16 protein-coding genes are annotated in these 24337 nt (G+C 73.3%); 8 read left to right on the forward strand and 8 right to left on the reverse strand.

Features of this window, described 5'->3' with window-relative positions; all coding sequences use genetic code 11:
* Positions 1 to 20: 20 nt before the first annotated feature.
* The 4 genes from MCM47_RS15915 to MCM47_RS15930 all read left to right on the forward strand — a co-directional run bounded on the left by MCM47_RS15915 (position 21) and on the right by MCM47_RS15930 (position 4870).
* Positions 21 to 2060, forward strand: coding sequence for an NADPH-dependent 2,4-dienoyl-CoA reductase (locus tag MCM47_RS15915; RefSeq protein WP_238862273.1), 2040 nt, complete (start codon positions 21 to 23; stop codon positions 2058 to 2060).
* A gap of 261 nt (positions 2061 to 2321) precedes the next feature.
* Complete coding sequence (locus tag MCM47_RS15920; RefSeq protein WP_238862274.1) at positions 2322 to 2870, forward strand: PadR family transcriptional regulator; 549 nt, start codon at positions 2322 to 2324, stop codon at positions 2868 to 2870.
* Between the two features lie 135 nt (positions 2871 to 3005).
* Positions 3006 to 3752: a hypothetical protein gene (locus tag MCM47_RS15925; protein WP_238862275.1), complete on the forward strand. Its 747-nt coding sequence runs from the start codon at positions 3006 to 3008 to the stop codon at positions 3750 to 3752.
* Positions 3753 to 3904: 152 nt separating this feature from the next.
* Entirely contained in the window at positions 3905 to 4870 is a 966-nt protein-coding gene (locus MCM47_RS15930) for a DUF4331 family protein (protein WP_238862276.1), read from the forward strand.
* Positions 4871 to 4961: 91 nt separating this feature from the next.
* Here the strand turns inward: MCM47_RS15930 and MCM47_RS15935 are convergent, their stop codons facing one another.
* Entirely contained in the window at positions 4962 to 6167 is a 1206-nt protein-coding gene (locus MCM47_RS15935) for an HNH endonuclease (RefSeq protein WP_238862277.1), read from the reverse strand.
* A 120-nt stretch (positions 6168 to 6287) separates the two neighbouring features.
* Entirely contained in the window at positions 6288 to 9473 is a 3186-nt protein-coding gene (locus tag MCM47_RS15940) for a bifunctional diguanylate cyclase/phosphodiesterase (RefSeq protein ID WP_238862278.1), read from the reverse strand.
* 332 nt (positions 9474 to 9805) lie between these two features.
* On the opposite strand from MCM47_RS15940, the gene MCM47_RS15945 reads away from it, so the two are divergent.
* The 3 genes from MCM47_RS15945 to MCM47_RS15955 all read left to right on the forward strand — a co-directional run bounded on the left by MCM47_RS15945 (position 9806) and on the right by MCM47_RS15955 (position 15242).
* Positions 9806 to 13357, forward strand: a complete 3552-nt coding sequence (locus MCM47_RS15945; RefSeq protein WP_308222326.1) for an amino acid adenylation domain-containing protein — start codon at positions 9806 to 9808, stop codon at positions 13355 to 13357.
* Positions 13354 to 14340 (forward strand): leucyl/phenylalanyl-tRNA--protein transferase, encoded by a 987-nt coding sequence (locus tag MCM47_RS15950; protein WP_238862280.1) that lies wholly within the window; start codon positions 13354 to 13356, stop codon positions 14338 to 14340. Before MCM47_RS15945 ends, MCM47_RS15950 begins: the two co-directional genes overlap by 4 nt.
* Positions 14341 to 14426: 86 nt before the next feature.
* On the forward strand, positions 14427 to 15242 hold the full coding sequence (locus MCM47_RS15955; RefSeq protein ID WP_238862281.1) for a serine hydrolase: 816 nt from the start codon (positions 14427 to 14429) through the stop codon (positions 15240 to 15242).
* Between the two features lie 90 nt (positions 15243 to 15332).
* Here the strand turns inward: MCM47_RS15955 and MCM47_RS15960 are convergent, their stop codons facing one another.
* The 4 genes from MCM47_RS15960 to MCM47_RS15975 form a co-directional block, all read right to left on the reverse strand.
* Positions 15333 to 15980 (reverse strand): ATP/GTP-binding protein, encoded by a 648-nt coding sequence (locus MCM47_RS15960; protein ID WP_238862282.1) that lies wholly within the window; start codon positions 15978 to 15980, stop codon positions 15333 to 15335.
* Between the two features lie 3 nt (positions 15981 to 15983).
* The gene (locus MCM47_RS15965) at positions 15984 to 16349 is read right to left on the reverse strand and encodes a DUF742 domain-containing protein (RefSeq protein WP_238862644.1); all 366 of its coding nucleotides are present in this window, start codon (positions 16347 to 16349) and stop codon (positions 15984 to 15986) included.
* Positions 16350 to 16413: 64 nt separating this feature from the next.
* On the reverse strand, positions 16414 to 16845 hold the full coding sequence (locus tag MCM47_RS15970; RefSeq protein ID WP_238862283.1) for a roadblock/LC7 domain-containing protein: 432 nt from the start codon (positions 16843 to 16845) through the stop codon (positions 16414 to 16416).
* Entirely contained in the window at positions 16842 to 19865 is a 3024-nt protein-coding gene (locus tag MCM47_RS15975; RefSeq protein ID WP_238862284.1) for an ATP-binding protein, read from the reverse strand. The genes MCM47_RS15970 and MCM47_RS15975 overlap by 4 nt, the downstream gene beginning before the upstream one ends.
* Before the next feature lie 566 nt (positions 19866 to 20431).
* Between MCM47_RS15975 and MCM47_RS15980 the strand changes: the two genes are divergently transcribed.
* Positions 20432 to 20569, forward strand: a complete 138-nt coding sequence (locus MCM47_RS15980; protein ID WP_238862285.1) for a hypothetical protein — start codon at positions 20432 to 20434, stop codon at positions 20567 to 20569.
* 75 nt (positions 20570 to 20644) lie between these two features.
* Here MCM47_RS15980 and MCM47_RS15985 read toward each other — a convergent pair whose 3' ends face one another.
* Both MCM47_RS15985 and MCM47_RS15990 read right to left on the reverse strand, forming a co-directional pair.
* Positions 20645 to 23683 (reverse strand): hypothetical protein, encoded by a 3039-nt coding sequence (locus tag MCM47_RS15985; protein WP_238862286.1) that lies wholly within the window; start codon positions 23681 to 23683, stop codon positions 20645 to 20647.
* Positions 23684 to 23870: 187 nt separating this feature from the next.
* A complete protein-coding gene (locus MCM47_RS15990; protein WP_238862287.1) occupies positions 23871 to 24071 on the reverse strand; it encodes a hypothetical protein in 201 nt (66 codons plus the stop codon).
* Between the last annotated feature and the right edge of the window lie 266 nt (positions 24072 to 24337).

Below are 24337 nucleotides of genomic sequence, written 5' to 3' on the forward strand. Positions count from 1 at the left end.
CGGACACCCAGGAGACGCCGATGCCCAGCACCCCGCCCCCGCCCTACCCCCACCTGCTGAGCCCGCTCGACCTCGGCTTCACCACCCTCCCCAACCGGGTGATCATGGGGTCGATGCACGTCGGCCTGGAGGAGGCCCCCGACGGCTTCGAGCGGATGGCCGCCTTCTACGCCGAGCGCGCCCGCGGCGGCGTCGGCCTGATCGTCACCGGAGGCATCGCCCCCAACGAGGCGGGCCGCCCCTGGGGCGGCGGCGCCATGCTCACCACCGAGGCCGAGGCCGACCGGCACCGCCTGGTCACCGACGCCGTCCACGCCGAAGGCGGCCGGATCGCACTGCAGATCCTGCACTTCGGCCGCTACGCCTACCACCCGGACCTGGTCGCCCCCAGCGCCCTCCAGGCCCCGATCAGTCCGTTCGTGCCGAACGAGCTCACCGCCGAGCAGGTCGAGCAGACCGTCGAGGACTTCGCCCGCTGCGCCGCCCTCGCCCGGCGGGCGGGCTACGACGGCGTCGAGATCATGGGCTCCGAGGGCTACCTGATCAACGAGTTCATCGCGGCCGCCACCAACCGGCGCAAGGACGAGTGGGGCGGCTCGTACGAGAACCGGATGCGCTTCCCGATCGAGATCGTCCGGCGGGTCCGCGAGCGGGTCGGGCCCGACTTCATCCTGATCTACCGCCTCTCGATGCTCGACCTCGTCCCCGGCGGCTCCACCCTCGCCGAGGTCGTCGAGCTCGCGCAGGCGGTCGAGGCGGCCGGGGCGACGATCATCAACACCGGCATCGGCTGGCACGAGGCCCGCATCCCCACCATCGCCACCTCCGTCCCGCGCGGCGCCTACGCCTGGGTGACCAGGAAGGTGATGGGCTCGGTCGGCGTCCCGCTGGTCGCCGTCAACCGCATCAACACCCCGGAGATCGCCGAGCAGCTGCTCGCCGACGGCTGCGCGGACCTGGTCTCGCTGGCCCGGCCGCTGCTGGCCGACCCGGACTTCGTCGCCAAGGCGGGCGCCGACCGCGCCGACGCCATCAACACCTGCATCGGCTGCAACCAGGCCTGCCTGGACCACACCTTCAGCGGGCAGATCACCTCCTGCCTGGTCAACCCGCGCGCCTGCCACGAGACCGAACTCGTCCTCGCGCCGACCAGGCTGCGCAAGCGGATCGGAGTCGTCGGCGCCGGCCCGGCGGGCCTCGCCTTCGCCGTCTCGGCCGCCGAGCGCGGCCACGCCGTCACGCTGTTCGACGCCGCCGACACCATCGGCGGTCAGCTGAACGTCGCCCGGCGCATCCCCGGCAAGGAGGAGTTCGACGAGACCCTCCGCTACTTCCGCACGCGGCTCGCCGAGTCGGACGTCGAGCTGCGGCTCGGCGCGCCGGTGGACGCCGAGCAGCTCGCCGCCGAGGGGTTCGACGAGATCGTCCTCGCCACCGGCGTGACCCCGAGGACCCCGACCGACATCCCGGGCATCGACCACCCCAAGGTCGTCGGCTACCTGGACGTGCTGCGCGACGGCGCGTCGGTCGGCGAGCGGGTGGCCGTCCTCGGCGCGGGCGGCATCGGCTTCGACGTCGCCGAGTACCTCACCGACCAGGGCGACGCCGCCAGCCTCAACCCGCCGGTCTTCCAGGCCAAGTGGGGCATCGACCCGGAGTACCGCGAGCGCGGCGGCCTCACCCGACCGGTCGCGCCCAAGCCCCCGCGCAGCGTCCACCTCCTCCAGCGCAAGACCGGCAAGGTCGGGGCCGGGCTCGGCAAGACCACCGGCTGGATCCACCGCACCGAGCTCAAGCACCGCGGCGTCGTGATGGTCCCCGGCGTGACCTATGACCTGATCGACGACGCCGGCCTGCACATCACCGTCGACGGCGAGCGGCAGCTGCTGCCCGTCGACACGGTCGTGCTCTGCACCGGGCAGGAGCCTCGGCGTGACCTGGACGCCGCCCTGCGCGAGCGCGGCCTCACGCCGCACCTGATCGGCGGGGCCGACGTGGCGGCGGAGCTGGACGCGAAGCGGGCGATCAAGCAGGGGACGGAGTTGGCGGCGGCGCTCTGACGGCGGGGTGGGGTGGGGTGGGGTTGGGGGGTGGGAGGCGGGGCGGAGGACCGTCGGGCAGGCCTGGTACGCCGCCCTCGCCCCGGCCCGCGCCCTCGCCCCGGCCCGCGGCTCCCGTCCCCGCGGCCGACTCCCGTCCCCCCCGCCTGCCCGTCCGGCGTGTCCCCACCGGCCCCCGCGCTCGGCAGAGTGAACCGGCGTGAGCCGGCGCTCAGCGGCGCGCGGGCCGGCGCGCGAGCCGGGACGCCTAGGATCGTCGGCATGTCGCTGCCGCACGCCATCCTCACCGCCCTGCTGGAGAAGCCGTCCTCGGGGCTGGAGCTGACCCGGCGGTTCGACAAGTCGATCGGCTTCTTCTGGTCCGCCAGCCACCAGCAGATCTACCGCGAGCTGGGCCGCCTGGAGACCTCCGGTCTGATCCGGGCCCTCCCGCAGTCCGGCCCGGTACGCGGTCAGAAGAAGGAGTACGAGGTCCTGCCGGCCGGCCGCGCCGAACTCGAACGGTGGACCGCCGGCGGCGACCAGCCCAGGGCCATGCGCGAACCGCTGCTGCTGCGCCTGCGCGCCGCCGCCGTGGTCGGCACGGCCGGACTCGACGCCGAACTCTCGCGCCATCTGGCCCTGCACCGAGCGCAGTTGGCCGACTACGAGGAGATCGAGCGGCGCGACTTCCCGCCGGAGCGGGCGGACGCGGAGAACCGCCTGCAGCACGCCGTGCTGCGCGCCGGGATCGGGTTGGAGACCTTCTGGGTGCAGTGGCTCGCCGAGACCCTGGAGACGCTCCCGGCCGCCCCCGGAGACCCTTCCTGACCTGCGGATCCGTCGCTCGGACGGGCGAGCGGGCGGGCCCGGTGGGACACTGGACGCCTGCCCGTGCCCGACTCCTGATCGGGGGCCCGTATGTCCCACTCGCGGCCTCTCCTCGCCCTCACCGCGGCGGCCGTCGTGACCGTGTCGACCCTCGGCACCGCGGACGTCGCCTCCGGCTCGCCCCGCCCGCCGGCCGTCACGGTCCAGGCCTCCGGGACCACAACCGTGCAGGCGGCGCAACCGGCGCCGGCCTCGCAGCTGCCCACGGACGCCCAGTTGAGCACGGCGCTGCTCACGGCGGCCGAACTCGGGCCCGACTTCACCGAGGTCCCGCCCAGCACCGGCTCCTCGCCGAGCGGCGGCGCCTCCCCGGTCTCCGGCTGCGACGCCCTACGCGCCCTGCTCGCCCGGCAGGGCGCCGAACCGACGCCGCAACAGCCGCACCAGGGGGTCGAGTTCGAGGGGCCGGGTGGCAACCCGATGGTCACCGAGTCACTCACCGCCGAGGACCCCGCCAAGCTCACCGGCGACTTCGCCACCGTCACCGAGGCCTTCGCGAACTGCCACAGCCTCACCTTCGACGACGGCACCGGCACCTCCGTGACCTTCACGGTCACCCCGATCACCCTCGGCGAGCGCCACGACGCCCCCGCCGTCCGCCTCGACGGCACCCTCGCGGGCGTCCAACTCAACGGCTACATCGGCATCGAGCGCTTCGGGCCGACCGCCCTCTCCTACGGATTCTTCCAGCGGGACTCCGGCTCCTCCCAACTCGCCTCGCTGTACTACCGGGCCGCGGTCGCCAAGGCCGAACGCACCCTCAACGTCCCGGCCGGCAGCGAGACGGCCGGTACGACGGCCGGCACGACGGCCACGGTCTGACCGGGAGCCCGCCGGCCCTCCGAAAGGGGCCGGCGGGCGTAAGGCCGGCGGGTGGACGATCAAGCGCGCCTCCCCCTGCCGGACCGGCCGCGCTGGTACCACAGTGCGTGCCGACACACAGGGGGGCCACAGAGACGAGGTAGCGCAGCGCCATGTCCCACCACCTCAGCGGTCCGAACCTCCGCTCGCCGCGGGGCGACGCCCGGCTCGACCTCACCGACGTGTTCGCCTTCCCCGCGGCCGACGCCCCCGGCCGGACCGTCCTCATCATGGACGTGAACCCCTACGCCCCCACCCGGGCCGCCGAGTTCCACCCGGACGCCGTCTACCGGATCAACATCGACAACGACGGGGACGACCGCGCGGACGTGGCCTACTCCTTCACCTTCGCCGGCTCCCGGACCGGCGGACAGACCGTCACCGTCCACCGGGCGACCGGCGCAGCAGCGCAGAAGCACGAGCCGACCGGCGAGGTGGTCTTCGCGGACGTGCCGGTGGCGTTCGGCGACGCGCCCGACGTCGCGGACGCGGGCGACCGCAGGCTCTCCGTCGGCCTGCGCAGCGACCCCTTCTTCGCCGACCTCGAGGGGATCCTCAACGACTTCACCTGGACCGGCAAGGACGCGATGGCCGAGGCCAACGTCTTCGGCATCGCCCTCGAAGTCCCGGACGCCGATCTCGGCCCCGATCCGGTGATCGGCGTCTGGGCCCGCGTCAGCCTGTACCAGGACGGCCAGCTGGTCTCCGTCGACCGCGGCGCCCACCCCTCCCTGACGGCCTACTTCAACGCCGAGGAGGTCAAGGACGCCTACAACGCCGGCGAGCCGGCCGACGACTGGGACACCTACCGCGAGCCCTGGACGGCCGTCCTCCAGCACACCGGCGACTACACCACCGCGGCCGCCACCGAGACGCTCAAGCTCGTCCTGCCCGACATCCTCCGCTACGACCGCTCCCGCCCCGCCGCCTACCCCAACGGCCGCACCCTCAGCGACGACGTGACCTCGGCCCGCCTCGCCATGGTCTCCGGCGGCAGGATCACCTCCGACCACATCCCCCCGCACACCGACCTCCTCCCCACCTTCCCCCACCTCGGCCACCCCCACCCGACCCCGTGACGGGTGGTTCGTGGTCGGGTGGCAGGCACCGGGCACCGGTCGCTTTCGCCTGCCGATCAGAGGCCGGGTGCGAGGCTCCCCTGCAAGGCCGTCAGGCGATGGCGCAGGCAGGTGGGACGGCGTCGGTTGCGGTCATCTTGTTTGACTTCAGCCACTTCGCGTAGCGCCACTCCAGGGCCTCCTTGTGGGGCAACTTGGGCAGTGCCAGCTGCGGCTCGATGATCCCGAGCTCGGCGAGGCTCGGTCCCTGAGGACGGACCATCACCTGAAGCGTGTCCGGGTGGACGGCGAACAGGTGAGCATCGAAGGCCCGATGAAGCGCTGCATTCATGGGGATGCCGTTGCGGGGGTCGGGACTCCCGTTCTCCGCGTCGGGGCGTAGGTGGGCCGCTTCGATCATGGCGGACACCCCGATGCCCGAGAACGGGCAGCGGGAGCCGTAGCGATGGATGACCTCGACCTTGAACTTCGCCTGATCGGGGCGGCTCGTGATCGTTCCCGCGCGCGTCCGGCGCCGATTCCCTTCCAGCTGGAAAGGGTGGTCGTCGGAACGGTCGCGGTCGAGGAGCTGCTGCGGAGGCGTGTCGTCGAAGCTGACGTAGAACTGGCTGCTGGTGTCCTCCCAGCCGGCGACCCAACCGAGGCGGACCTCGCGCCGCGTGCCCCGCTCGGAGATCAAGAAGACCGGAAGCGAACGCCGGGAGGCCGTCTTCGTGGCCTCGATCTCGGCCTCGTCCTGACCCCGGCGGTTGGTGTCGGGGTAGCGGTAGAGCGCTCCGCTGTCGTTGATCTCATCGGGGTAGTCGACACCGGTGTGCTTGAGGCCAACTGCCAGCCCCTGCGGATCGAGGCGCCGCGTGCGCTTCTTGTCGACCCAGATGCCCTGCTGCCCGCCGTAGGCCCGGACCGCCCGGACCTCGCCAGCGGTCAGCAGGCCGTCGGCGTCCTGGCGGGCCTGCAGGTTGCGCCACATGGCGAGCCGCCAGGCCAACTCCTCCTCAAGCGTGGAGGGCTGCCCGTCCACCACGGTGAAACCCAAGTGCTGCAGCGTCGCGGTCACCGGTGCGGCGTCGCCGTGGAACGCGTGCTCGGTCAACGGCCCGTGCTCGGGGTGCTGGTAGCCGTGGGCCGCCCCGGCGATGGCCTCGGCGTCATAGAGGCGATCGTCGTGCTGGACGAAGTACTGGGCCGATTCCGTGTAGTCGTAGCGCTTGAGGAAGGCCTCCTGGCCGAGGCTGTCGAACTCCTTGAGCGCGGTCCGAACGGCGTCCGCGTCAGTCAGGTCGTCGATGCTCACACGTCTCCTCGTCTAGGACTGGTGTCTGAGCATAGGCGGACGCACTGACAACGTCGTTGGACCGAAGGTGACGGTTGGTCGCCGTCCCGTGGGGGCCCGGGGGTGTGGTGGGGCCCCGGGTCAGGTGTGGTGGGGGGCGGGGGTGGTGAGGGGGGAGCGGTCGGTGATGAGGCGGCGGGCCTGGTCGGGGGTGAGGGGATGGGCGAAGAGGTAGCCCTGGCCGAGGGGGCAGCCCATGGCGGCGAGGAGGTCGCGCTGCTCGGTGTTCTCGATGCCCTCGGCGATGACCTGGACGCCGAGGGTGTCGGCGATCCGGGTGATGCCCTCGACCAGGGCGTACTGCTGCTGGGAGAGGCCCAGGCCGTCGATGAAGGACTTGTCGATCTTCAGGATGGAGATCGGGAACTCGCGCAGGTAGGAGAGCGAGGAGTAACCGGTGCCGAAGTCGTCGATGGCGATGCCGACGCCGAGCTCGCTCAGGGTGCGCATGTCGGTGTGCACGCGTTCGTCGCGGCGCATCAGGACCGACTCGGTCAGCTCCAGGACGAGCGCGTCCGGCGTGATCCCGGAGCTGCGGACGGCGCCGCGGACCACGTCGACGAAGCCGGCGTCGCGGAACTGCCGGGCCGAGACGTTGACGTTGACCCGCAGCGGGGGCAGGCCCTGGGCGAGCCGGGGACCGGCGCTCAGGCGGTGCCAGATGGCCGCCTCCTGGGCCGCGCGTTCCAGGACCCAGGCGCCGAGGGGGACGATCTGGCCGCTCTCCTCGGCGAGCGCGATGAACTCGTCGGGCAGGACCATGCCGCGGCGGTCGTGCGGCCAGCGGACCAGCGCCTCGAAGGCGACCAGGGCGCCGCTCGCCAGGTCGACGATCGGCTGGTAGTACAGATTGAACGCGGATTCGGCGATCGCGGTGTCCAGGTTCTCGTTCAGCTCGTGCCGTTCGACCAGGCCGGCCTGGAGCGCGGGCTGGTAGTGGCACCACTGGCGTTTGCCGGCGGACTTGGCGGAGTAGAGCGCGAGGTCGGCGTGGCTGAGCAGCTCGGTCGCGTCCACGCTGTCCTCGGTGGTGGCGACGCCGATGCTGGCGCCGACCCGCACGGCACCCGCGCTCAGCTTGAACGGCTCGGCGAACGCCGCCAGCACGCTGTCGGCGATGGCCCCGACGTCCGCCGGGCGCATCGCGTCCTCGACCAGGACGGCGAACTCGTCGCCGCCGAGCCGGGCCGCGGTGTCGGAGGTGCGCAGGGCGGTGGAGACCCGCAGCGAGACGGCGACCAGCAGTTCGTCGCCGACGGCGTGGCCCTGGGTGTCGTTGACGACCTTGAAGTCGTCCAGGTCGATGAAGAGCACGCCGGTGACGGCGCCGCTGCGCTCGCTGCGGGAGAGGGCGTGGCCGACCCGGTCCTGGAAGAGGACGCGGTTGGCGAGCCCGGTGAGCGAGTCGTGGAAGGCGCGGTGGGTGAGCTCGCGCTCCATCTGGCGCTGCTCGGTCACGTCGCGCAGGGTGAGCACCAGGCCGCCGACGGTCGGATCGCCGCGCAGGTCGTTGCAGCGCACCTCGGCCTCGATCGGGGTGCGGTCCTGGCGCAGCAGCCGCCAGTGCTCGCGCTGCTGCTCACGGCCGTCGGCGACGCCGTCCAGGCCGCGCATCCGGGCGAGCGCGCTGCCGACGGCCCGGCTGTCCTCGGGCGGGACGAGGTCGGTGATCAGAACGCCCTGGAGGTCGGGGTAGCCGAGGACGCGCTCGGCGGACGAGGAGGCGTACTGGACGCCGTCGTCGGCGTTGAGGATCAGGATGACGTCGCTGGCGCTCTGCACCAGGGTGCGGAAGTAGAGCTCGCTGTTGCGGCGGGCGACCTCCTGGCTCAGCATGACGCGCTCGACGGCCAGGGCGGCCTGGGCGGCGAGGATCTCCAGCGAGCCCCACAGGTTGGTGAGCTCCTGCTCGGTGCCGGTGACGATGAGCGCGCCGATCAGCGGGTCGCCGGAGGGGCGTTCGGCCAGGGTGAGCGGGCAGAGCAGGGCCGAGGGCATGCCGTCGAAGCGGACGGCGAGGTCGGAGCCGATCTCCTCGACGGGCAGTAAACGCGTCTCGCGGACGGCGGCGAGCGCGAGCACCTCGTCTGAGTCCGAGGCGGAGCCCGGGCCGGGTCGGCCGCTGAGGGGGTGCTGGGTGGGGCCGCGCTCGGCGTGCCGGACGTGCAGGACGCCGGCTTCGCTGACCGCGAGCAGGGCGACGTGGCCGGGCTCGGTGGGCATCAGGGTGGAGGCGGCGGCCTGGACGGCGTCGGCGACCTCCTCGACGGTGACGGCCGCGGTCAGTGACGCGCCGGCCTCGCGCAGTACCCGTTCACGGGCGACGGCCTGCCGTCGGGCGATCACGACGACCGCGAGCCGGGCCAGCACCAGCATGTAGATCAGGGCGGAGAAGGCGCCGATCACCCCGGCGTTGCTGGTGTTGCCGTTGACCGACTCGATGATCAGGATCGTCGGTGCGATCAGCGAGGCGAGGGTGAGCAGGGCGAGCCGGCCGGCCCTGATGTCGACCTGCTGGCTGGGCACGGGTCTGGTCAGTTCGACCATCGACGGATGGAGGGCGGCCGCGCCCCAGGCGGTGTAGAAGGCGGCCCAGCCGAGGTCGACGGGAGTGCCGATGTGCCAGTTGCCGTGCAGCAGGATCAGCCCGTACAGGATGTCGGAGACCAGCAGGCCGACCGTGCCGACGGTGAGCAGCTGCAGGGCGCGGCCGCCGCCGCCGCGTGGCACCAGCAGGCGCAGCAGCAGCGCCAGCACGACCACGTCGCCCAGCGGATAGGCGATCGAGACGGCCTTCTGGAACCAGGTGAGGTCGGGGTTCCGGGCGTACGGGAGGATCAGGTAGATCCAGGCCAGCAGGGCCAGGCCCATGGTGAGGATGAGCGCGTCGAGCACTCCCGCCCGGTCCTGATGTGCCGTTCGCCAGCGGATGAAGGCCAACACGCCTGCCGCGTACAGCAGGTACTCGGCCAGGTAGAAGCCGTCGGCGACGGACGGGAAGGGACTGCCCAGGTGCAGGAACTGCATCTGGATGACCTGGACGACCTCACCCGCCGTGAAGCTGAGGTTGGCGAGGGCGAGCAGGTACCAGGGCAGTGCGTGCGCCGGACGGTTGAGGTGCACACCGACCACGATGGCCGCGACGCTGCCGAGGCCGATGCCGGTCCACCAGATGATCCGCTGGGTCGGGTTGACGTAGTAGACGCAGGTGAACAGCACCATCCACGACAGGTAACAGACCATCAGGCGTTGTCGCCGACGTGTCAACGAGGCTACCTCCTCCGCGACACCGCTCCGCCGGTCCTCGGACCACCCGCCCGGGTCGGACGGGTCGGGTGGCGGAGCGGAACTCCCCTCACCCGGTGCGGTGCCCGTCAGGTGCGGTCGCTGCCGGGTGCGGTGGCCGCCAGGCGGTTGCCTGTCAGACCCGGGCCGGTCAGCTCCCGTGCCTGCCGGGCGTGGTGCGTGACCGGGGCTTCGGGCAGCGGCCCGGTCCGCCCGGCGGCTTTCGGCCGGACGATCGAAACGGGCCATGAGTGCGTATAGTCGGAAATGTCGCACCTCCCAGCATTCTGCCGCCACAGCACGAGGTCAAGCCGGTGGATGATGCAGTCGACAGCGCACACGGCGCACGCGGGGACGCGAGTTCCGGTCGTCACACCGTGGTGCGGAACGAGGACGGTCAGTATGCGATCTGGCCCGGTGACTCCACCGTGCCGGGCGGCTGGGCCACCGTGTTCGGCCCGGCCGGGCGCGGGGAGTGCCGCGCCTACGTGGAGCGCGAGTGGCGCTGGGGCGGGCTCGGGTTCTCCGGGCCGGCCGGGCCCGTCCGCGGGCCGGCGCGAGCGGGCTTCGCCGACACCGTCCACGGGCTGTTCCGGGCGCGCGCCGCGCACGACCCGGAGGCGGTGGCGATCCTGGCCGAGGACCGCGGGCTGTCCTACCGCGAGCTGGACCGGCGCAGCGACCGGCTGGCCGGGGCGCTGCGCGCCCACGGGGTCGGACCGGAGCAGGTGGTGCCGGTCTGCCTGGAACGCGGGCCGGATCTGGTGACGGCCTGGCTGGCCGTGCTCAAGGCCGGTGGCGCCTTCCTGCCGCTCGACCCGGCGCACCCGGAGCGACGGCTGGCCCAGCTGGTCGAGGACTGCCGCGCCCGGGTGGCGGTGGGCGGCCCCGGGCAGAGCTATCCGGGTGTCGCGGTGCTCGGCCCGGACGCGGGAGCCGATGAGGAGGACGCACCGGTGGTGGACGGACCGGTGGAGGACGCACCGGTGGTGGACGGACCGGTGGTGGACGGACCGGTGGTGGACGGACCGGTGGTGGACACCGCCGCTCCGGACGACCTCGCCTACCTGATCTACACCTCCGGCACCACCGGCACCCCCAAGGGCGTGCCGGTCACCCACCGCTCCCTCGTCTTCACCCTGGACCGCGTGGTCCGCGCCTACGGCCTCACCCCGCGCGACCGGGTGCTGCAGCTCGCTGCGCTCGGCTTCGACACCTCGCTGGAACAGGTCTTCGCGGCCCTGGTCAGCGGCTCCACCCTCGTCCTCGGCGGAGCCCGCACCTGGGCGCCGACCGAGCTGGTGCACCGCATGGACGAGCTGCGCCTGACCGTCGCGGACCTCACGCCCGCCTACTGGCACCACGTGCTCGCCCTGCTCCCGGAAGGCGGTCCGCCTCCGGCCGGACTGCGGCTGGTCGTCGTCGGCGGTGACACCGTGCACGCGGACGACTGCCGGACCTGTCTGACCCGGCTGCCCGGGGTCCGGCTGGTCAACGCCTACGGGGTGACCGAGGCGGCCGTGACGTCCACGCTCTGCGAGGTCACCCCGGAGGTGCTGGACGCGGCCGCCGGGGCCGCCGTCGGCGCGGCGCCGGTGCCGATCGGGCGGCCGCTGCCGGGGGTTCGGGTGCACCTGCTGGACGCCCGGCTCAGCCCGGTGCGTCCGGGCGAGCGCGGCGAGATCTACCTCGGCGGGCCGGGCCTCGCCCGCGGCTACTGGCGGGAGCCGGGACTCACCGCGGAGCGCTTCCTCCCCGACCCGTACGCCGCCTCGCCCGGCGAGCGGATGTACCGCACGGGTGACGCCGGCCGCTGGCGGGCCGACGGCAACCTGGAGATCCTGGGCCGCTTCGACGACCAGGTGAAGGTCCGCGGATACCGGGTCGACCCGGCCGAGGTCGAGTCGGTGCTGGCCGGCCACCCGGCCGTCCGGCAGGCCCGCATCGCCGCCGACGGCAGCGACGACGGGGCGCACGTCCTCACCGCGTACTACACGCTGACCGGGCGCGGCGGCTCGGGCGCCCACGCGCGGCGCTCGCACATCCGCGAGTACCTGGCCGAGCGGCTGCCGGACTTCATGGTCCCGGCCGACTTCGTCCTGCTCGACACCATGCCGCTCACCCCGGCCGGCAAGATCGACCGGCGCCGGCTGCCCCACGCCACCCCGCGGCTGCAGCGCCGTGCCCCCGGCTCGGAGGACACCTGGCCCGCGGACGACACCGGCGGCGGTGCCGGCGTTAGCGGCGGCGCGACCCGCGGTGCGGACCGGGGCGCCACCGGAGAGCACGCCGACGGGAACCGCGCCCTCGACGGCGACCGCGCTCTCGACGGCGACCGCGCCGACGGCACCCGGGCCCGCCCGAACGGGGGCGGCAGCGCCATCGAACCCGCCGTCGCCCACCTCTGGTCCGAACTGCTCGGCATCGAGGACGTCCACCCCGCCGACGACTTCTTCGTGCTCGGCGGCAACTCGCTCCTGGCCATGGAGATGCTCGCCCGGGCCCGGATCATCTTCGGCATCGACGTCACCCGGATCCGCTTCCTCACCCGCTCGCTCTTGCGCGACTCCACCCTGCGCGCCTTCGCCGCCGCCACCCAGGCGGCCCGGGCCGGTGCGGCCGGGCGCAACGGCCTGGGCGAGGCCGCCGTCGACTGGGCCGCCGAGGCCGAACTCGGCACCCCCGTCCGGCAGTCCTGGAGCCCGGCCCCGTCGCGGGCCGAGCCCGCCGAGATCCTGCTCACCGGCGCCACCGGCTACTGCGGCGCCCACCTGCTGCACGAGCTGCTCCACAGCACCGGGGCGCGCATCCACTGCCTGGTCCGAGCGCCCGACGAGGAGCACGCCCTGGAGCGCATCCGGGCCGCGCAGCAGCGCTACCTGCGGCACGACCTCGCCGACGCCCGGGTGGTCCCGCTCGTCGGCGACCTCGCCGAGCCGCTGCTCGGCCTCGGCCAGCACCGCTTCGAGGCGCTCGCCGAGAGCCTGGACGCCATCCACCACCTGGGCGGCCAGGTCAACTTCATCTACCCGTACCACCAGCTGCGCGGGCCCAACGTCGGCGGCACCCGCGAGGTGGTCCGGCTGGCCGGGCACAGCCGCGGCATCCCGGTGCACTACCTCTCCACGCTCGCCGTGCTCGCCGGCTTCGGCCCCGCGGGCGTCGCCGAGGTGACCGAACGGACGCCGCTCGCCTACCCGGAGAAGCTCGCCGTCGGCTACGTGGAGAGCAAGTGGGTGGCCGAGCAACTGCTTCACAACGCGGCCGCGGCCGGGCTGCCGGTCACCGTGCTGCGCACCAACGACGTCACCGGCGATCTGGCCACCGGGGTGATGAACACCGGGACGGAGATCTGCGCACTGATCAAGTACATGGTGGACAGCGGGACGTGCCCGGACGTCCGGCTGCTGCTCGACTTCGTGCCGGCCGACCGGTTCAGCCGGGCGGTCGCCCACATCGCGGCCCACGCCCCCGCGATCGGCGAGGTGTACCACATCACCTCGCCACGCCCGGCCGTCCTCGCCGACCTCGCCGAGCGGCTGCGGGCGCGCGGCCACCCGGTGGACGAAGTCCCGTACCACGCGTGGGTCCAGGACCTGGTCCGGTTCGCCGCCCGGCACCCGACCCACCCGATGACCCCGTTCGTGCCGCTGTTCGTCGACCGCAGCCCGGGGACGGACCTCTCCATCAGCGAGATGTACTTCCGCCCGACCTTCCCGCTCTTCGACCGGGCCAACACCGAGCGGGCGCTGACGGGAAGCGGGATCGCCCTGCCGGCGGTCGACGACGCACTGCTCGACCACTACCTGGACCAGTTGACGGCGGAGGGCTTCCTGGCCCCGCCGGTCGGGATGGTGCAGCGGTGAGCGGCGCACCCGGCGCACCTAGCGCACCCGGCGCACCCGGCGCGAACGGCCCGCTCGGGCCGCCTGAGCCGCCCGGGCCGCCTGAGCCGCCCGGTCCGCTCGGGGCCGCCGACGGGGCGGCGCACGCGCCGGGTGACGGCGGGGCGTTCGCCGCCCTCGACCTGGCGCGGGCGCCCGGCGACGCTCCGGTGGCCTTCGGCGGAGCCCTCGGCCCCGACGTCCTGCTGGCCGCCTACCGGCACGGGCTCTTCCCGATGCCAGCGGCCGACGAGCTGGCCAGCGCCTTCAACGAGGCCCGCTTCGAGGAGGCCGTGGCCGCGGGCGAGGTGGTACTGCTGCCGGGCGCCGCCTCCGCGGAGGACGATCCGTACGGACTGGCCTGGTGGTCCCCCGACCCGCGTCCGGTGATCGCCCCGGACGGTGTTCGCATCGGCAGCCGGCTGGCCCGGCGGCTGCGCAACGGCCTGGGCTGGTGGACCAGCGTCGACCGTGCGTTCGAGCGGGTCGTCGCCGCCTGCGCGGACGGCCGCGAACCGGCCTGGCTCACCCCTGAACTGCGCGAGGCGCTCATCCGGTTGCACGGCTGCGGCGCGGCGCACAGCGCGGAGGTCTGGGAGGGGGAGGAGCTGGTCGGCGGGGTCTTCGGCATCCGGGCGGGGCCGGTGCTGAGCCTGGACTCGATGTTCAACCGCCGCCCCGACGCCGGCCGGGTCGCGGTCGCGGACCTCGCGGCCCGCTTCGGTGCGGCCGGCGGCCGCCTGCTCGACGCCCAGTGGGACACCCCCCACGTCCGGGCCCTCGGTGCCGTCCCGATCGAACGCCGTCACTACCTCGCCGAGTTGACCGCCCCGGCGGACGACGTCCGCCCGCCGGCGCCGGACGCCCTCCCGGCCGCCCGCCTGGGCCGGTCGGGTGGCGGTTCGGGAGCGCGCACGGGCGGCGGGCCGGACGGCGGCACGGGGCGCAGGCGGCGCAGGCGGTGACGGCGTCCGCGCCCCCGCTCCCGGGGAGGCGGCACGCCGAGCCCGGATCGGTTTGCGCGGTGTGCCGCTCGGGAACGGGGGCGGGCATGGTTTCTGTGGTGGTGGCACCCCGGCGCGGCGAGCCGGTGTTCGTTCGGGCCGGGGACGAGCTGCACGACGCGGCGAGCACGATGAAGGTGGCCGTCCTGGCGGCGCTCCACCGCAGCGGGGCGGACCTCGACGCCGAGATCCCCGTCGTGAACCGCTTCGCCTCGGCCGTCGGCGGCGAGTTCGCCAACGACCCGGACTGGGACAGCGATCCGGTGCCCTGGGGCCTGCTCGGCCGGTCGGCGCCGCTGCGCACCCTCGCCGAGCGGATGATCACGCACTCGTCCAACCTCGCCACCAACCTCTGCCTCGCGCAGGTCGGGCCCGAGGCCGTCGCCGAGGTCTGGCGCCGGGCTGGGGCGCGAGGCAGCGGAAGTCCGCGCGGCATCGAGGACTACGCGGCGCGCGACGCGGGCGTGCAGAACCGGGTGAGCGCGCGCGACCTGGTCCGCCTGCTGCAGTCCGTCGCCGACGAGCCGGAGCTGCTCGCGCTCCTGGAGCGCAACGCCTTCCGGGTGGACCTGGCGGCGGGCCTGCCGCCGGGGACGCGGATCGCCTTCAAGAACGGCTGGATCCCCGGGGCGCGGCACAGCGTCGGCCTGGTCCCCCCGCCCGACTGCCCGCCGTACCTGCTCGCGGTCTGCTACACCGGGCCGCTGGCCTCCGGGGCGGACGAGGACGACCCGGCGGCCCGGGTGCTGGCCCGGATCTCGGCCGCGGTCTGGGAGCGGCGGCACGCGATCGCCACGGCACGGCCGCCGTCGGCGTCCCCGGGCCCGCCGCCCCCGCCCCCGCCGTCGCGTCGAGCGGGCTGATCCCGACGAACCCGGTCCCGGCCCTGCGCTGGCACGGACCCGCGCAGGGCCGGCCGGGCGGCGGCCCGGGCGGCGGGGAGCCCCTGCCGTTCAGCCGAGCGGCTCGCCCCGGACGTCGGCGAGGTCCATCAGGTGGTCCACCAAGGCCAGCAGCAGGTCCCGCCCGAAGGCGCGCTCGCGCACGTCGCCGAGCAGCATCGGCACCTGCGGGTCGAGGTCGAGCGCGGCCCGGATCTCCTCCGGGGTGCGGGTGTTCTGCGCGTGGAAGCAGTTGATCGCCACCACGAACGGGATGCCCCGGCTCTCGAAGAAGTCGATCGAGGCGAAGCTGGTGTCCAGCCGGCGGGTGTCGGCGATGACGATCCCGCCGAGCGCACCGTTCACCAGGTCGTTCCACATGAACCAGAAGCGTTCCTGGCCGGGCGTGCCGAACAGGTAGACCACCAGGTCGGGGTTGACGGTGATCCGGCCGAAGTCCAGCGCGACGGTGGTGGTGTCCTTGCTGTCCACGCCGGACAGGTCGTCCACGCCCACGCTGGCGCGGGTCAGGTACTCCTCGGTGCGCAGCGGGGCGACCTCGCTGACCGAGCCGACCAGGGTGGTCTTGCCGACGCCGAAGCCGCCGGCGATGAGGATCTTGACGGCCGCCGGTGCGCTGGGGGTACCGGCGGCCGCGGAGGGCAGCGGCGCGGTCGAGGGGAGGGGTGAGGTCGGGGAGAGGGGTGCGGTCGGTGCCATGGTTCAGAGCCTCCGGAGTCCTTCGCGTACGGCCGTCAGCAGGCCGAGGTCGACGCCCCCGCCGGCCCGGGCCACCGCGAGTGGGGCCCGGGCCAGCAGCAGGCCGTGGGAGACCAGGTCGCCGAGGAGGATCTTGGTGACCGAGATCGGCAGGTCCAGTCCGGCCGCCACCTCGGCGACGGCGGCCGGGCGGCGGCAGCGCTCCAGGATCAGCCGGTGCTCGGGCTGCAGCCCGCGCGACCCGGGACGGGAACCCCGGGCCAGGGCCGCGCGGGCCTCGTCCTCGACGGTGGTCAGCACCGTGATCAGGGTGAGGTCGTCGCGTTCGGGGGTGGTCCGGCCGCGGGTGATGGTGTACGGGCGCACCATCGACTCCGCGCCGTCGTCCTCGTCCTCGTCGACCGCCTCGCTCCAGTGCGGGATCACCGGGTCATCAACCCCGGTTCCTGGCCGCGAAGGCGTCGAACTCGCCGCGGACCGGGGTGGTCAGCTTCTGGCCGACCTGCTGCACCAGGGTGTGCATGGCCACCGACATCACCTCGGCGTCGACCTCCTGGGAGGCGACCACGGCCAGGTGGGTGCCCTGGGCGGCCGCGATGACGAACAGCCAGACCTCGGACAGCTCGACGATGACCTGGTGCACCGGCCCGCCGTCGAACAGCTGGCCCACGCCCCGGGCCAGGCTCTGCTGGCCGGTGGCGACGGCCGCCAGCCGCTCGGCGTCGGCCCGGTCGATGGTGCGCGAGTGGCTGACGACCAGGCCGTCGTCGGAGAGCAGGACGGCGCTTCTGGTCCCGGCCACCGAGTCGACGAGTCCGTCCAGCAGCCAGTCCAGGTCCTGGTGGGTGGCGATCGTGCGATTCATGATTGGTCATCCGTCCTGGTGGTTCGGGGATCCGCGGCGGGCAGGGCCCAGGGCGAGGGGCCCGGCGCGGCGGTCGGGGGGTCGAAGGGCGCCGGGAGGGACCGGCGGCCGGGGCCGGCGGCGGCCGGGAGGTGGGCCTCGCCGGGCTCCTGGACGCGGGCCGCGCGGGACTGGCGCTGGAAGGCGCCGATCGCCGCGCCGGAGCGCGTCGGGCGGGGGCGCTCGAACGGGCTCGTCGCGTCGCCGAACGGGCCGGCCGAGCCGGGCAGCGCGCCGTGCACGCCGCCGTGGCCGGCGGCCGCGGTGTCGGACCGGGCCGGCGGCGGCACCCGCAGCTCGGCCGCCAGGCTGGCCTGGCGGATCCGCTGCGGCAGCGGCGGCTGGCCGTCGGCCGGCGCGCTGTAGGGGACCGACGGGGCGTACTCGCGCCGCTCGGCCAGGCGGTAGTGCTCGGCCGGCCGGTACTGCTCGTCGGCGTACGGGGCCTCGGCGGCGGTCACCTTGGCGTAGGCGATGTCCGGGTAGGCCGGCGCGTCGTACGCGGGCGAGACCGGGGAGACCGGGGCGCCGTGGACCGGGGTGCCCTGCTCGGGGCTGCTGTGGACCGGTTCGGCGTGCTCGGCTCCGTCGTAGCCGGACGATCCGGAGCGATCGGACTCCACGACCGGGCCCGGTTCGACGGACTGCCCGGCCGTCCCGACGTAGCCGGCGTGGCCGTCGGACGGGGCGTCGTGCCCGGCCTGGGCCGGGACGGGGGCGCGCTTCGCGTCGAACAGCGAGTCGTACCCGTCGCCGTCGTACCCGTCACCGGCGAATCCGTCGCCGCCGAACCGGCCGCCGCCGAACCCGTCCACCCGGTCGTACCCTCCGTGCGGGCCCGTGCCCTGGTCGTCCGCCGGGGACTGGTGCTCGACCGGCTCGGAGGTGAGCGGCTGGATGTACTCGACGTGGGCGAAGGCCTCGACCGGCGCCCCCGCGGCGGCCGACGGGCCCAGCACGGTCTCCGGCGGCTCGACCGCGGCCCCGGACAGCTGCCCGTCGTCCGTCGCGCTCAGCGGCCCGTGGGCGGAGCCGGCACCGGCGCCCGCGGCGTCGGCAAGCACCCCCGCGGCGGTGCCCGCGGCACCGCCGGCCGCCGGTACGTCCGCGGCCGGCGTCAGCGCGGCGAGCGCGGCCTTGCGCGTCCGCCGGGCGAGCGGGATCGGCTCCACCGGCGTGGCGTCCGGCAGACCCGCGTCGCCGTCGATGACCAGCTCGGCGGGGACCAGCACGACCACCCGGGTGCCGCCGAAGGCCGAGGGCCGGAACTCGATCTTCAGCCCGGTGTTGGCCGCCAGCCGGGCGACCACGTAGAAGCCGAGGCGGATGTCGTTGGCCCGGGCCAGCACGTCCATGCGCGGCGGACGGCTCATCAGTTCGTTTGCTGCGTCGTACTGTTCGGGGTCCATGCCGAGCCCGCGGTCCTCGATCTCCACGGCGAGGCCGCGGCCGACCATGGCGGCCCGCACCTCGACCGGGGTGGGGGGCTTGGAGAAGGTCGCCGCGTTCTCCATCAGCTCGGCGATCACGTGCGCGACCGGGCCGACCGCCCGCTCCGAGATCCACGGGTGGCCCTCGACGTCGACCATGATCCGTCGGTAGTCCTGCACCTCGCCCTGTGCGGCGCGCAGCACGTCCAGCAGCGGGACGGGCTTGCGCCACTTCCGCTGCGGCTGGCCGCCGGCCATGATGACGAGGTTCTCCTCGTAGCGGCGCAGGCGCGAGGTGAGGTGGTCGAGGTCGAACAGGCCCTCCAGCACCTCCGGGTCGTCATGCTTGCGCTCCAACTCGTCCAGCTTGCGCAGCTGCTGACCGATCAGCAGCTGGGTCCGGCGGGCGATGCGCTGGAGCAGCCGCTCGAAGCCGCGGTGCTGCTCGGCCTGCCGGACGGAGGTCGCCAGCGCCGAGGTGCGCGCCAGGTTGAGTGCCTGGCCGAGGCGGGCCAGCTCGTCGTTGCCCTTGCCGTGCTCCCCGGCCGTGATGGCGCGGGTCTCGGCCTCGACGTCGACCTGCTCCCCCCGGGAGAGCCGTTCGACGACCTCGGGCAGCGTGAGCTCGAGTTCCTGGGCCTGGCCCTGGAGGTCCTTGATCCGGCGGCGCATCGAGCGGGTCAGCCGCCAGCTGGTGACGACCACGACGATGACGGCGATCAGGCCGGCGATGGTGGTCTGCACGAAGCGGGAGAGCAGGGCGAGGAAGGAGCTCCTGCTGACCTCGACCACGTCGTCGGTGCGGGTGTCGATGACGATCACCAGCTGCGGGTTGATCTGGTCGACGGCCTGGCGCCACTGGTCCTGGGTCGTCGGCAGCTTGACCGAGCCGCCGGCGTCGGCGGAGACCGGGCGGAGCAGCGCCTGCTCGACGGCGATCTTGTTGCGCCAGACCGGACTGTTCATCACTTCGTGCCAGGCGGAGACCTCCTGGGCCGGGACGAACGGGACGATCTGCAGGTTGAACAGGTAGTCCTGGGTGCTGATGGCCTGCTGCACCTGCTGGTAGTCCGCGATGGCGAGCTTGCCGGAGGGCCAGCCGCGGGCCAGGAGGGCGTCCTCGCGGGAGAGCATCTCCTTGGCCCAGAGGGAGCTCACCAGCGCCCTGGAGGTCCAGGTGACCTCGCCGTTGTCGATGCGGCTGAGCTCGGTGAACAGCCGCAGGTCGACGGCGATCAGGTCGGTGAAGTACGTGTAGACGGCCTGCTGGTCGACGGCGGCCCGGTCGACCGCCGCGCGCTGGTCGGCCAGCTTGTCCATCGCCTGCCGCGCCTCGGCGGCGGCGGTGCGGATCTCGGCGGGCGCGGTGTCGGCGGTCTCGTCGGAGACCCTCCGGAACTCCCGCACCGCCTCGTCGGTGAGTTGGCGCTGGCGGCGTAACGCGTCGGTGACGCTGCCGGGCCGGGCGAGCGCCTCGGTGGTGAGTCGGCGTTCCTCCTGGAGGTTGTAGTAGACGTGGTTGGACGGCTTTCCGACCTTTTTGGCCAGCATGCCCTGGTCCGCCTGCCTCCGGAAGTCCAGGAAGGTGTGGCCGCTGGTGGCCGCCCAGATGGCGGTGAGGGCGATGCTGGGGACGATGGCCAGAACGAGCAGAGCCGTCCGCAGTGACAGGCGTGGACGCCTGCGGGGGGCCTTCGGTGTCCGGGGACGCCGATTCGCACGCGCGCGCAGAGCAGACTCCTAGGGGCTGGCGGCCGGCCTGGTGGGGCCGGACCGTCCGGGCACGGGCTATATGACGAGGCGATACTAGTCATACCGTGTGATAGGAGTGAAAGCCCGTTCGGTGCCTGAGCGAGGTGCACACACTTCCTTGACAGAATGTCATGCTCCGGTTAATCGTCTGCCGGCGAAGCATCCCTGCGGCAGCTGGTGGCGCGTCAGAAGCCCATACGGGGGAGCGGTATCGACCGGCGCGGACGTGACGGGGCGTAACCTTGGTGATCATGTACGGGTGATGTGGTGGTCCCCGCCGGAGGGTGTGTCCGGTCCGTGGAAGCCGGTACGGACGGCGACGGGCCCGGGGTACGGTACGCCCATGCAGACGTGGCGTCTCCTCCTTGGTGGCCGGAGCGGGGTCTGATCTGATCGGCGCCCCGCTGCGGGGTGCCGTGCTGCCGGTCCGGCCTCCGCCGATGACCTACGACGAGTTGCTGGGGCTGACCGGCGGGACGCCCGCGACGGTGGCCGCCGAGTAGCGGCGGCCCACCCGGACGAGGAGCGCCCTCCCGATCGCCGCGACGCGATCGGGAGGGCGCACGGTGGGGCGGGTGTCAGCCCCAGTTGCCCACGAGCGGGACATCACCCGGGTTGCCGAACTTCGTGCTGTAGATCACCAGGTTGCTGTTCTCGGCGGCGCCGTAGAAGGTCTGGTCGCTCGGCCGGTAGACGCCGATGGTCTCCTTGCCGGTCCCGTCCCAGTCGCCCTTGATCGGGACGTCGCCCGGGTTGCCGAACCTGATCGCGGGCCGCACGTTCTCCGTCCGGTTGGAGTCGTTCAGGTAGAAGAGCTGGGTGCTCGGGTCGTAGACGGCGACGGTGGTGGTGCCGTTGCCGTCCCAGTCGCCGACCAGGGGCTTCCAGCCCGCATTTCCCAGCGGGATCCGGTACTTGACGGACGAATTGTCGTCCGAGAGGTAGAAGGTCTGGTCGCTGGGGCGGTAGACGCCGACGGTGGTCCGGCCCTGGCCGCTCCAGTCGCCGACCAGCGGGACGTCGCCGGGGACCCCGAACGGGAAGGTGGCGGCGACCGTGACGTTGTCGTTCGAGAGCTGGAAGGTCGCCGTGTCGGGGTGGTAGACGCCGATGGTGTCGGTGCCCGGTCCGTTCCAGTGGCCCGTCAGTGGGACGGCGTTGCCGCCGCCGAACACCGTCCGGCCGGTGAACCAGCCGTTGTGGGCGGCCTCGCCGAAGCTGCCGTCGGACGGCCGGTACACGCCGACCGAGGCGGGCGTCGGGGTGGGCGTGGCGTTCACGACGGCCTTGCCGATCCGCTGCTGCGCGGCGACGGTCAGCGGCACCTTGTTCGGCTGGTCGGGGCCGAGCCAGCGGAAGTTCTGCAGGTAGACGACGCGTGGGTCCTGTGCGGCGATCGCGCGGTACTCGTCGTTGAACGCCGCGACCTCGGCGTCGGTCTTCGCGACGGGGTGATCGCCGTCGGCGTAGCAGCCGTCGGCGATCTTGTACTCGTTGGTGGACTCGGGGAAGAGCATCAGGTGCTGGTCGGGCGAGGAGAGGAAGGTCTTGAGATGGGCCAGCACCTCCTGGGTCGAGCGACGGCCAACGCAGTACTCGTCGAAGCCGACGATGTCGACGGCCGCGGGAATGAGGGCGGTGGCGCCCCAGTCGACGGCCCCGCGGGACTGGCTCATGATCAGCAACTTGTCCGGGAAGGCGGCCTTGATCTGGTCCGCCTGCGTCTGAACCTCGGCGGGGCTCAGGTCGTGGGCGTAGGCCTCGTCACTCAGGTTGACGGCCGAGATCTTGTCGATGTTCGAGCCGATGCGCTGCACCAGGTTGGCGAGGTTCTGCGCGGCGTTCGGATTCGGCTTGAAGTGCCACGTGTCCGTGGCCGGGTCGCGCGGGAGGACGGTCTCCTGGTTGAGGTCGATCACGCAGGAGGCCGGTCGGCACTGGTCCAGGAACTCCAGCCGCGGGTCGGTGCCGCGGTTGAAGGTGTTGAAGTTGGTCCAGGCCGCCACCTCGGGCGCGTGGTTGGCGCCGTAGTTCGGCCAGTCGGGGTCCCGGATGTCGAAGAACCCGTAGTAGCCGAGCCCGCCCAGCATGGAGACCCGCAGATCGTCGACCGTGGTGACCTGGCCGGCCGCCGAGTGGTGGGCGCCGAGCGAGACGTAGCCGTCGCGGGGCAGCTGGGCGGCGGTGCGTCCGGAGAAGACCGTGGCGCCGTTGACCTTCACGGTCGCCTGCTGCCTGTCGCCGGTCGCCAGCGCGACCGACACGTCGTACGAGCCCGCTGCGGGGACGGCCGGCAGTGCGGTCGGCGTGCCGCCCTGGAAGAGCGTCAGGGCGCCGTCGGCCTGGACGCGCAGGCCGAGCGCGACGTCCTCGGCGTCCACGGCGCCCGTGCCGCCGGAGGCGTTGCTGACGGCGAGGGAGGCCCAGTCCTGGCCGCCGGTGGTGCCGACCACGGGCGTCAGGACGGCGTGCACCGTGTAGGCGCCGGTCGGGACGTCCGAGGTGGCCGGCTTGTTCAGGCGGACGGCCGCGGTGCCCTTGGGGAAGGAGAGCACGTTCGGGTGGTCCGGGCTGTTGACCTGCACCGAGCCCGCGGGCGGGTTCAGGGCCAGGCCCTTGACGCCCGAGACGGCGGTGTAGTTGGCGGAGATCAGGCTGGGCTGGCGGGCGCTGAGGTCCTGGTTGAGCCCGAAGTCGGCGGTGGCGTTGGGCACGCCGTCGAAGGTGTCGACGAGCGGCTTGGCGCTGCGGGTGGCACCGGTGTCGACCTTGCTGACGTTCAGGCCGTGGCCGGAGCCGTCGCCGAAGGTGGTGACGCGGTCCTCGGTGGAGAGATAGGCGCCGAGGTAGAGGAAGGCGCTACCCGGCCACCGGGTCACCCCGGCCGGCGCGGAGACGGTGAAGGGCGTGCCGTTCACGGTGAGGGTGACGGCGCGGTCGGCCCCAGTGGAGACGGTGAGCGAGACGGCGTACTGCGCGGTCGGTGCCACGGTGCCGGTCCAGAACGGCGTTTCGCCGCCCCCGCCGTGGAAGAGGGCGAGCTTGCCAGCCGAGGTGACGGTGAGGCCGAGGTCGACGTCGCCGCCGGTGACGTAGCCGTTGCTGCGGTGGCTGCGGCTCAGCACGATCGAGCCCCAGTCGGCGCTGCCCGTATCCCCGACCACCGGGTCGATCACCGTCGAGACGGTGTAGTGGCCGGTGCCGTCGGCGACGGCCGGCGCGCCGAGCATGACCGCGGAGACGCCCTTGGCGAAGAGCATCCGGTTCGGGTGGTCCGGGTGGCCGGCCTGGACGAACCACTGGTCGGGCGGGGTCGCGGTGTCCCAGCGGCCGGAGACCCGGGTGTAGGAGATCCCGTGCTGCCCGGCCGGCGGCGACTGCCGGGCGTCGAGCCCGACGTTCAGCCCGTACAGCGGGTCGGTGTCCAGGGACGGGTCCAGCCGGAAGGTGTCCGAGAAGGCGCGCGAGGTGTTGAGGTCCACCGGCGTCGGCCCGGACCCGTCACCGGCCGGTGCGGCGGCCGCCGTGGTTGGTGCGAGGCCCGCGGGCAGCAGCGCCAGCGCGAGCGCCGAGGCGCCGGCCAGCAGCCCGCGTCCCAGGCGTTGAGTGAGTGTCACCGAGTCTTCTTCTCCCGGGCGTCGGGTCGGCGGCACGGGTGTGCATCGCCGAGGGGAGCGGACACGGCGGTGTCGCACCAGCTCAGCGGCCTTCCCCCTGGGGCGGGATCATAGAGGGTGGATACGAACGGCCGCGCCGGAGATTCCGACGCAGCCGCTCGTTCGTTCGGGAGTGGGGCGGGGTGTGTCAGCCCCAGTTGCCCACGAGCGGGACATCACCCGGGTTGCCGTACTTCGTGCTGTAGATCACCAGGTTGCTGTTCTCGGCGGCGCCGTAGAAGGTCTGGTCGCTCGGCCGGTAGACGCCGATGGTCTCCTTGCCGGTGCCGTCCCAGTCGCCCTTGATCGGGACGTCGCCCGGGTTGCCGAACCTGATCGCGGGCCGCACGTTCTCCGTCTCGTTGGAGTCGTTGAGGTAGAAGCTCTGGGTCGCCGGGTCGTAGACGGCGACGGTGGTGGTGCCGTTGCCGCTGCCCGAACATCATCGACGCGCCCTCGGCAACGATCTCGGTGCCCCGGTAGCGGAAGTCGGGCGCGAGGCGGAGGGAGCCCGTGATCGAGGTGCCGATCGCCGTGCGGCCGCGCTGCGGTGCACTGCCGGCCTCCCGGAGGGTGGCCTCGTCGTCGAAGATGTCGAGGTAGGCCTGGACGCGG

This window comes from Kitasatospora sp. A2-31, assembly GCF_022288725.1.
In the GTDB taxonomy this organism is placed as follows: Bacteria; Actinomycetota; Actinomycetes; order Streptomycetales; family Streptomycetaceae; genus Kitasatospora.

Coding starts and splice junctions, on each gene's coding strand:
- MCM47_RS15965 (WP_238862644.1), bottom strand. CDS start 16,349: ATGGTGCGCCCGTACACCATCACCCGCGGCCGGACCACCCCCGAACGC.
- MCM47_RS15960 (WP_238862282.1), bottom strand. CDS start 15,980: ATGGCACCGACCGCACCCCTCTCCCCGACCTCACCCCTCCCCTCGACC.
- MCM47_RS15920 (WP_238862274.1), top strand. CDS start 2,322: ATGTCGCTGCCGCACGCCATCCTCACCGCCCTGCTGGAGAAGCCGTCC.
- MCM47_RS15975 (WP_238862284.1), bottom strand. CDS start 19,865: ATGCTGGCCAAAAAGGTCGGAAAGCCGTCCAACCACGTCTACTACAAC.
- MCM47_RS15970 (WP_238862283.1), bottom strand. CDS start 16,845: ATGAATCGCACGATCGCCACCCACCAGGACCTGGACTGGCTGCTGGAC.
- MCM47_RS15930 (WP_238862276.1), top strand. CDS start 3,905: ATGTCCCACCACCTCAGCGGTCCGAACCTCCGCTCGCCGCGGGGCGAC.
- MCM47_RS15915 (WP_238862273.1), top strand. CDS start 21: ATGCCCAGCACCCCGCCCCCGCCCTACCCCCACCTGCTGAGCCCGCTC.
- MCM47_RS15955 (WP_238862281.1), top strand. CDS start 14,427: ATGGTTTCTGTGGTGGTGGCACCCCGGCGCGGCGAGCCGGTGTTCGTT.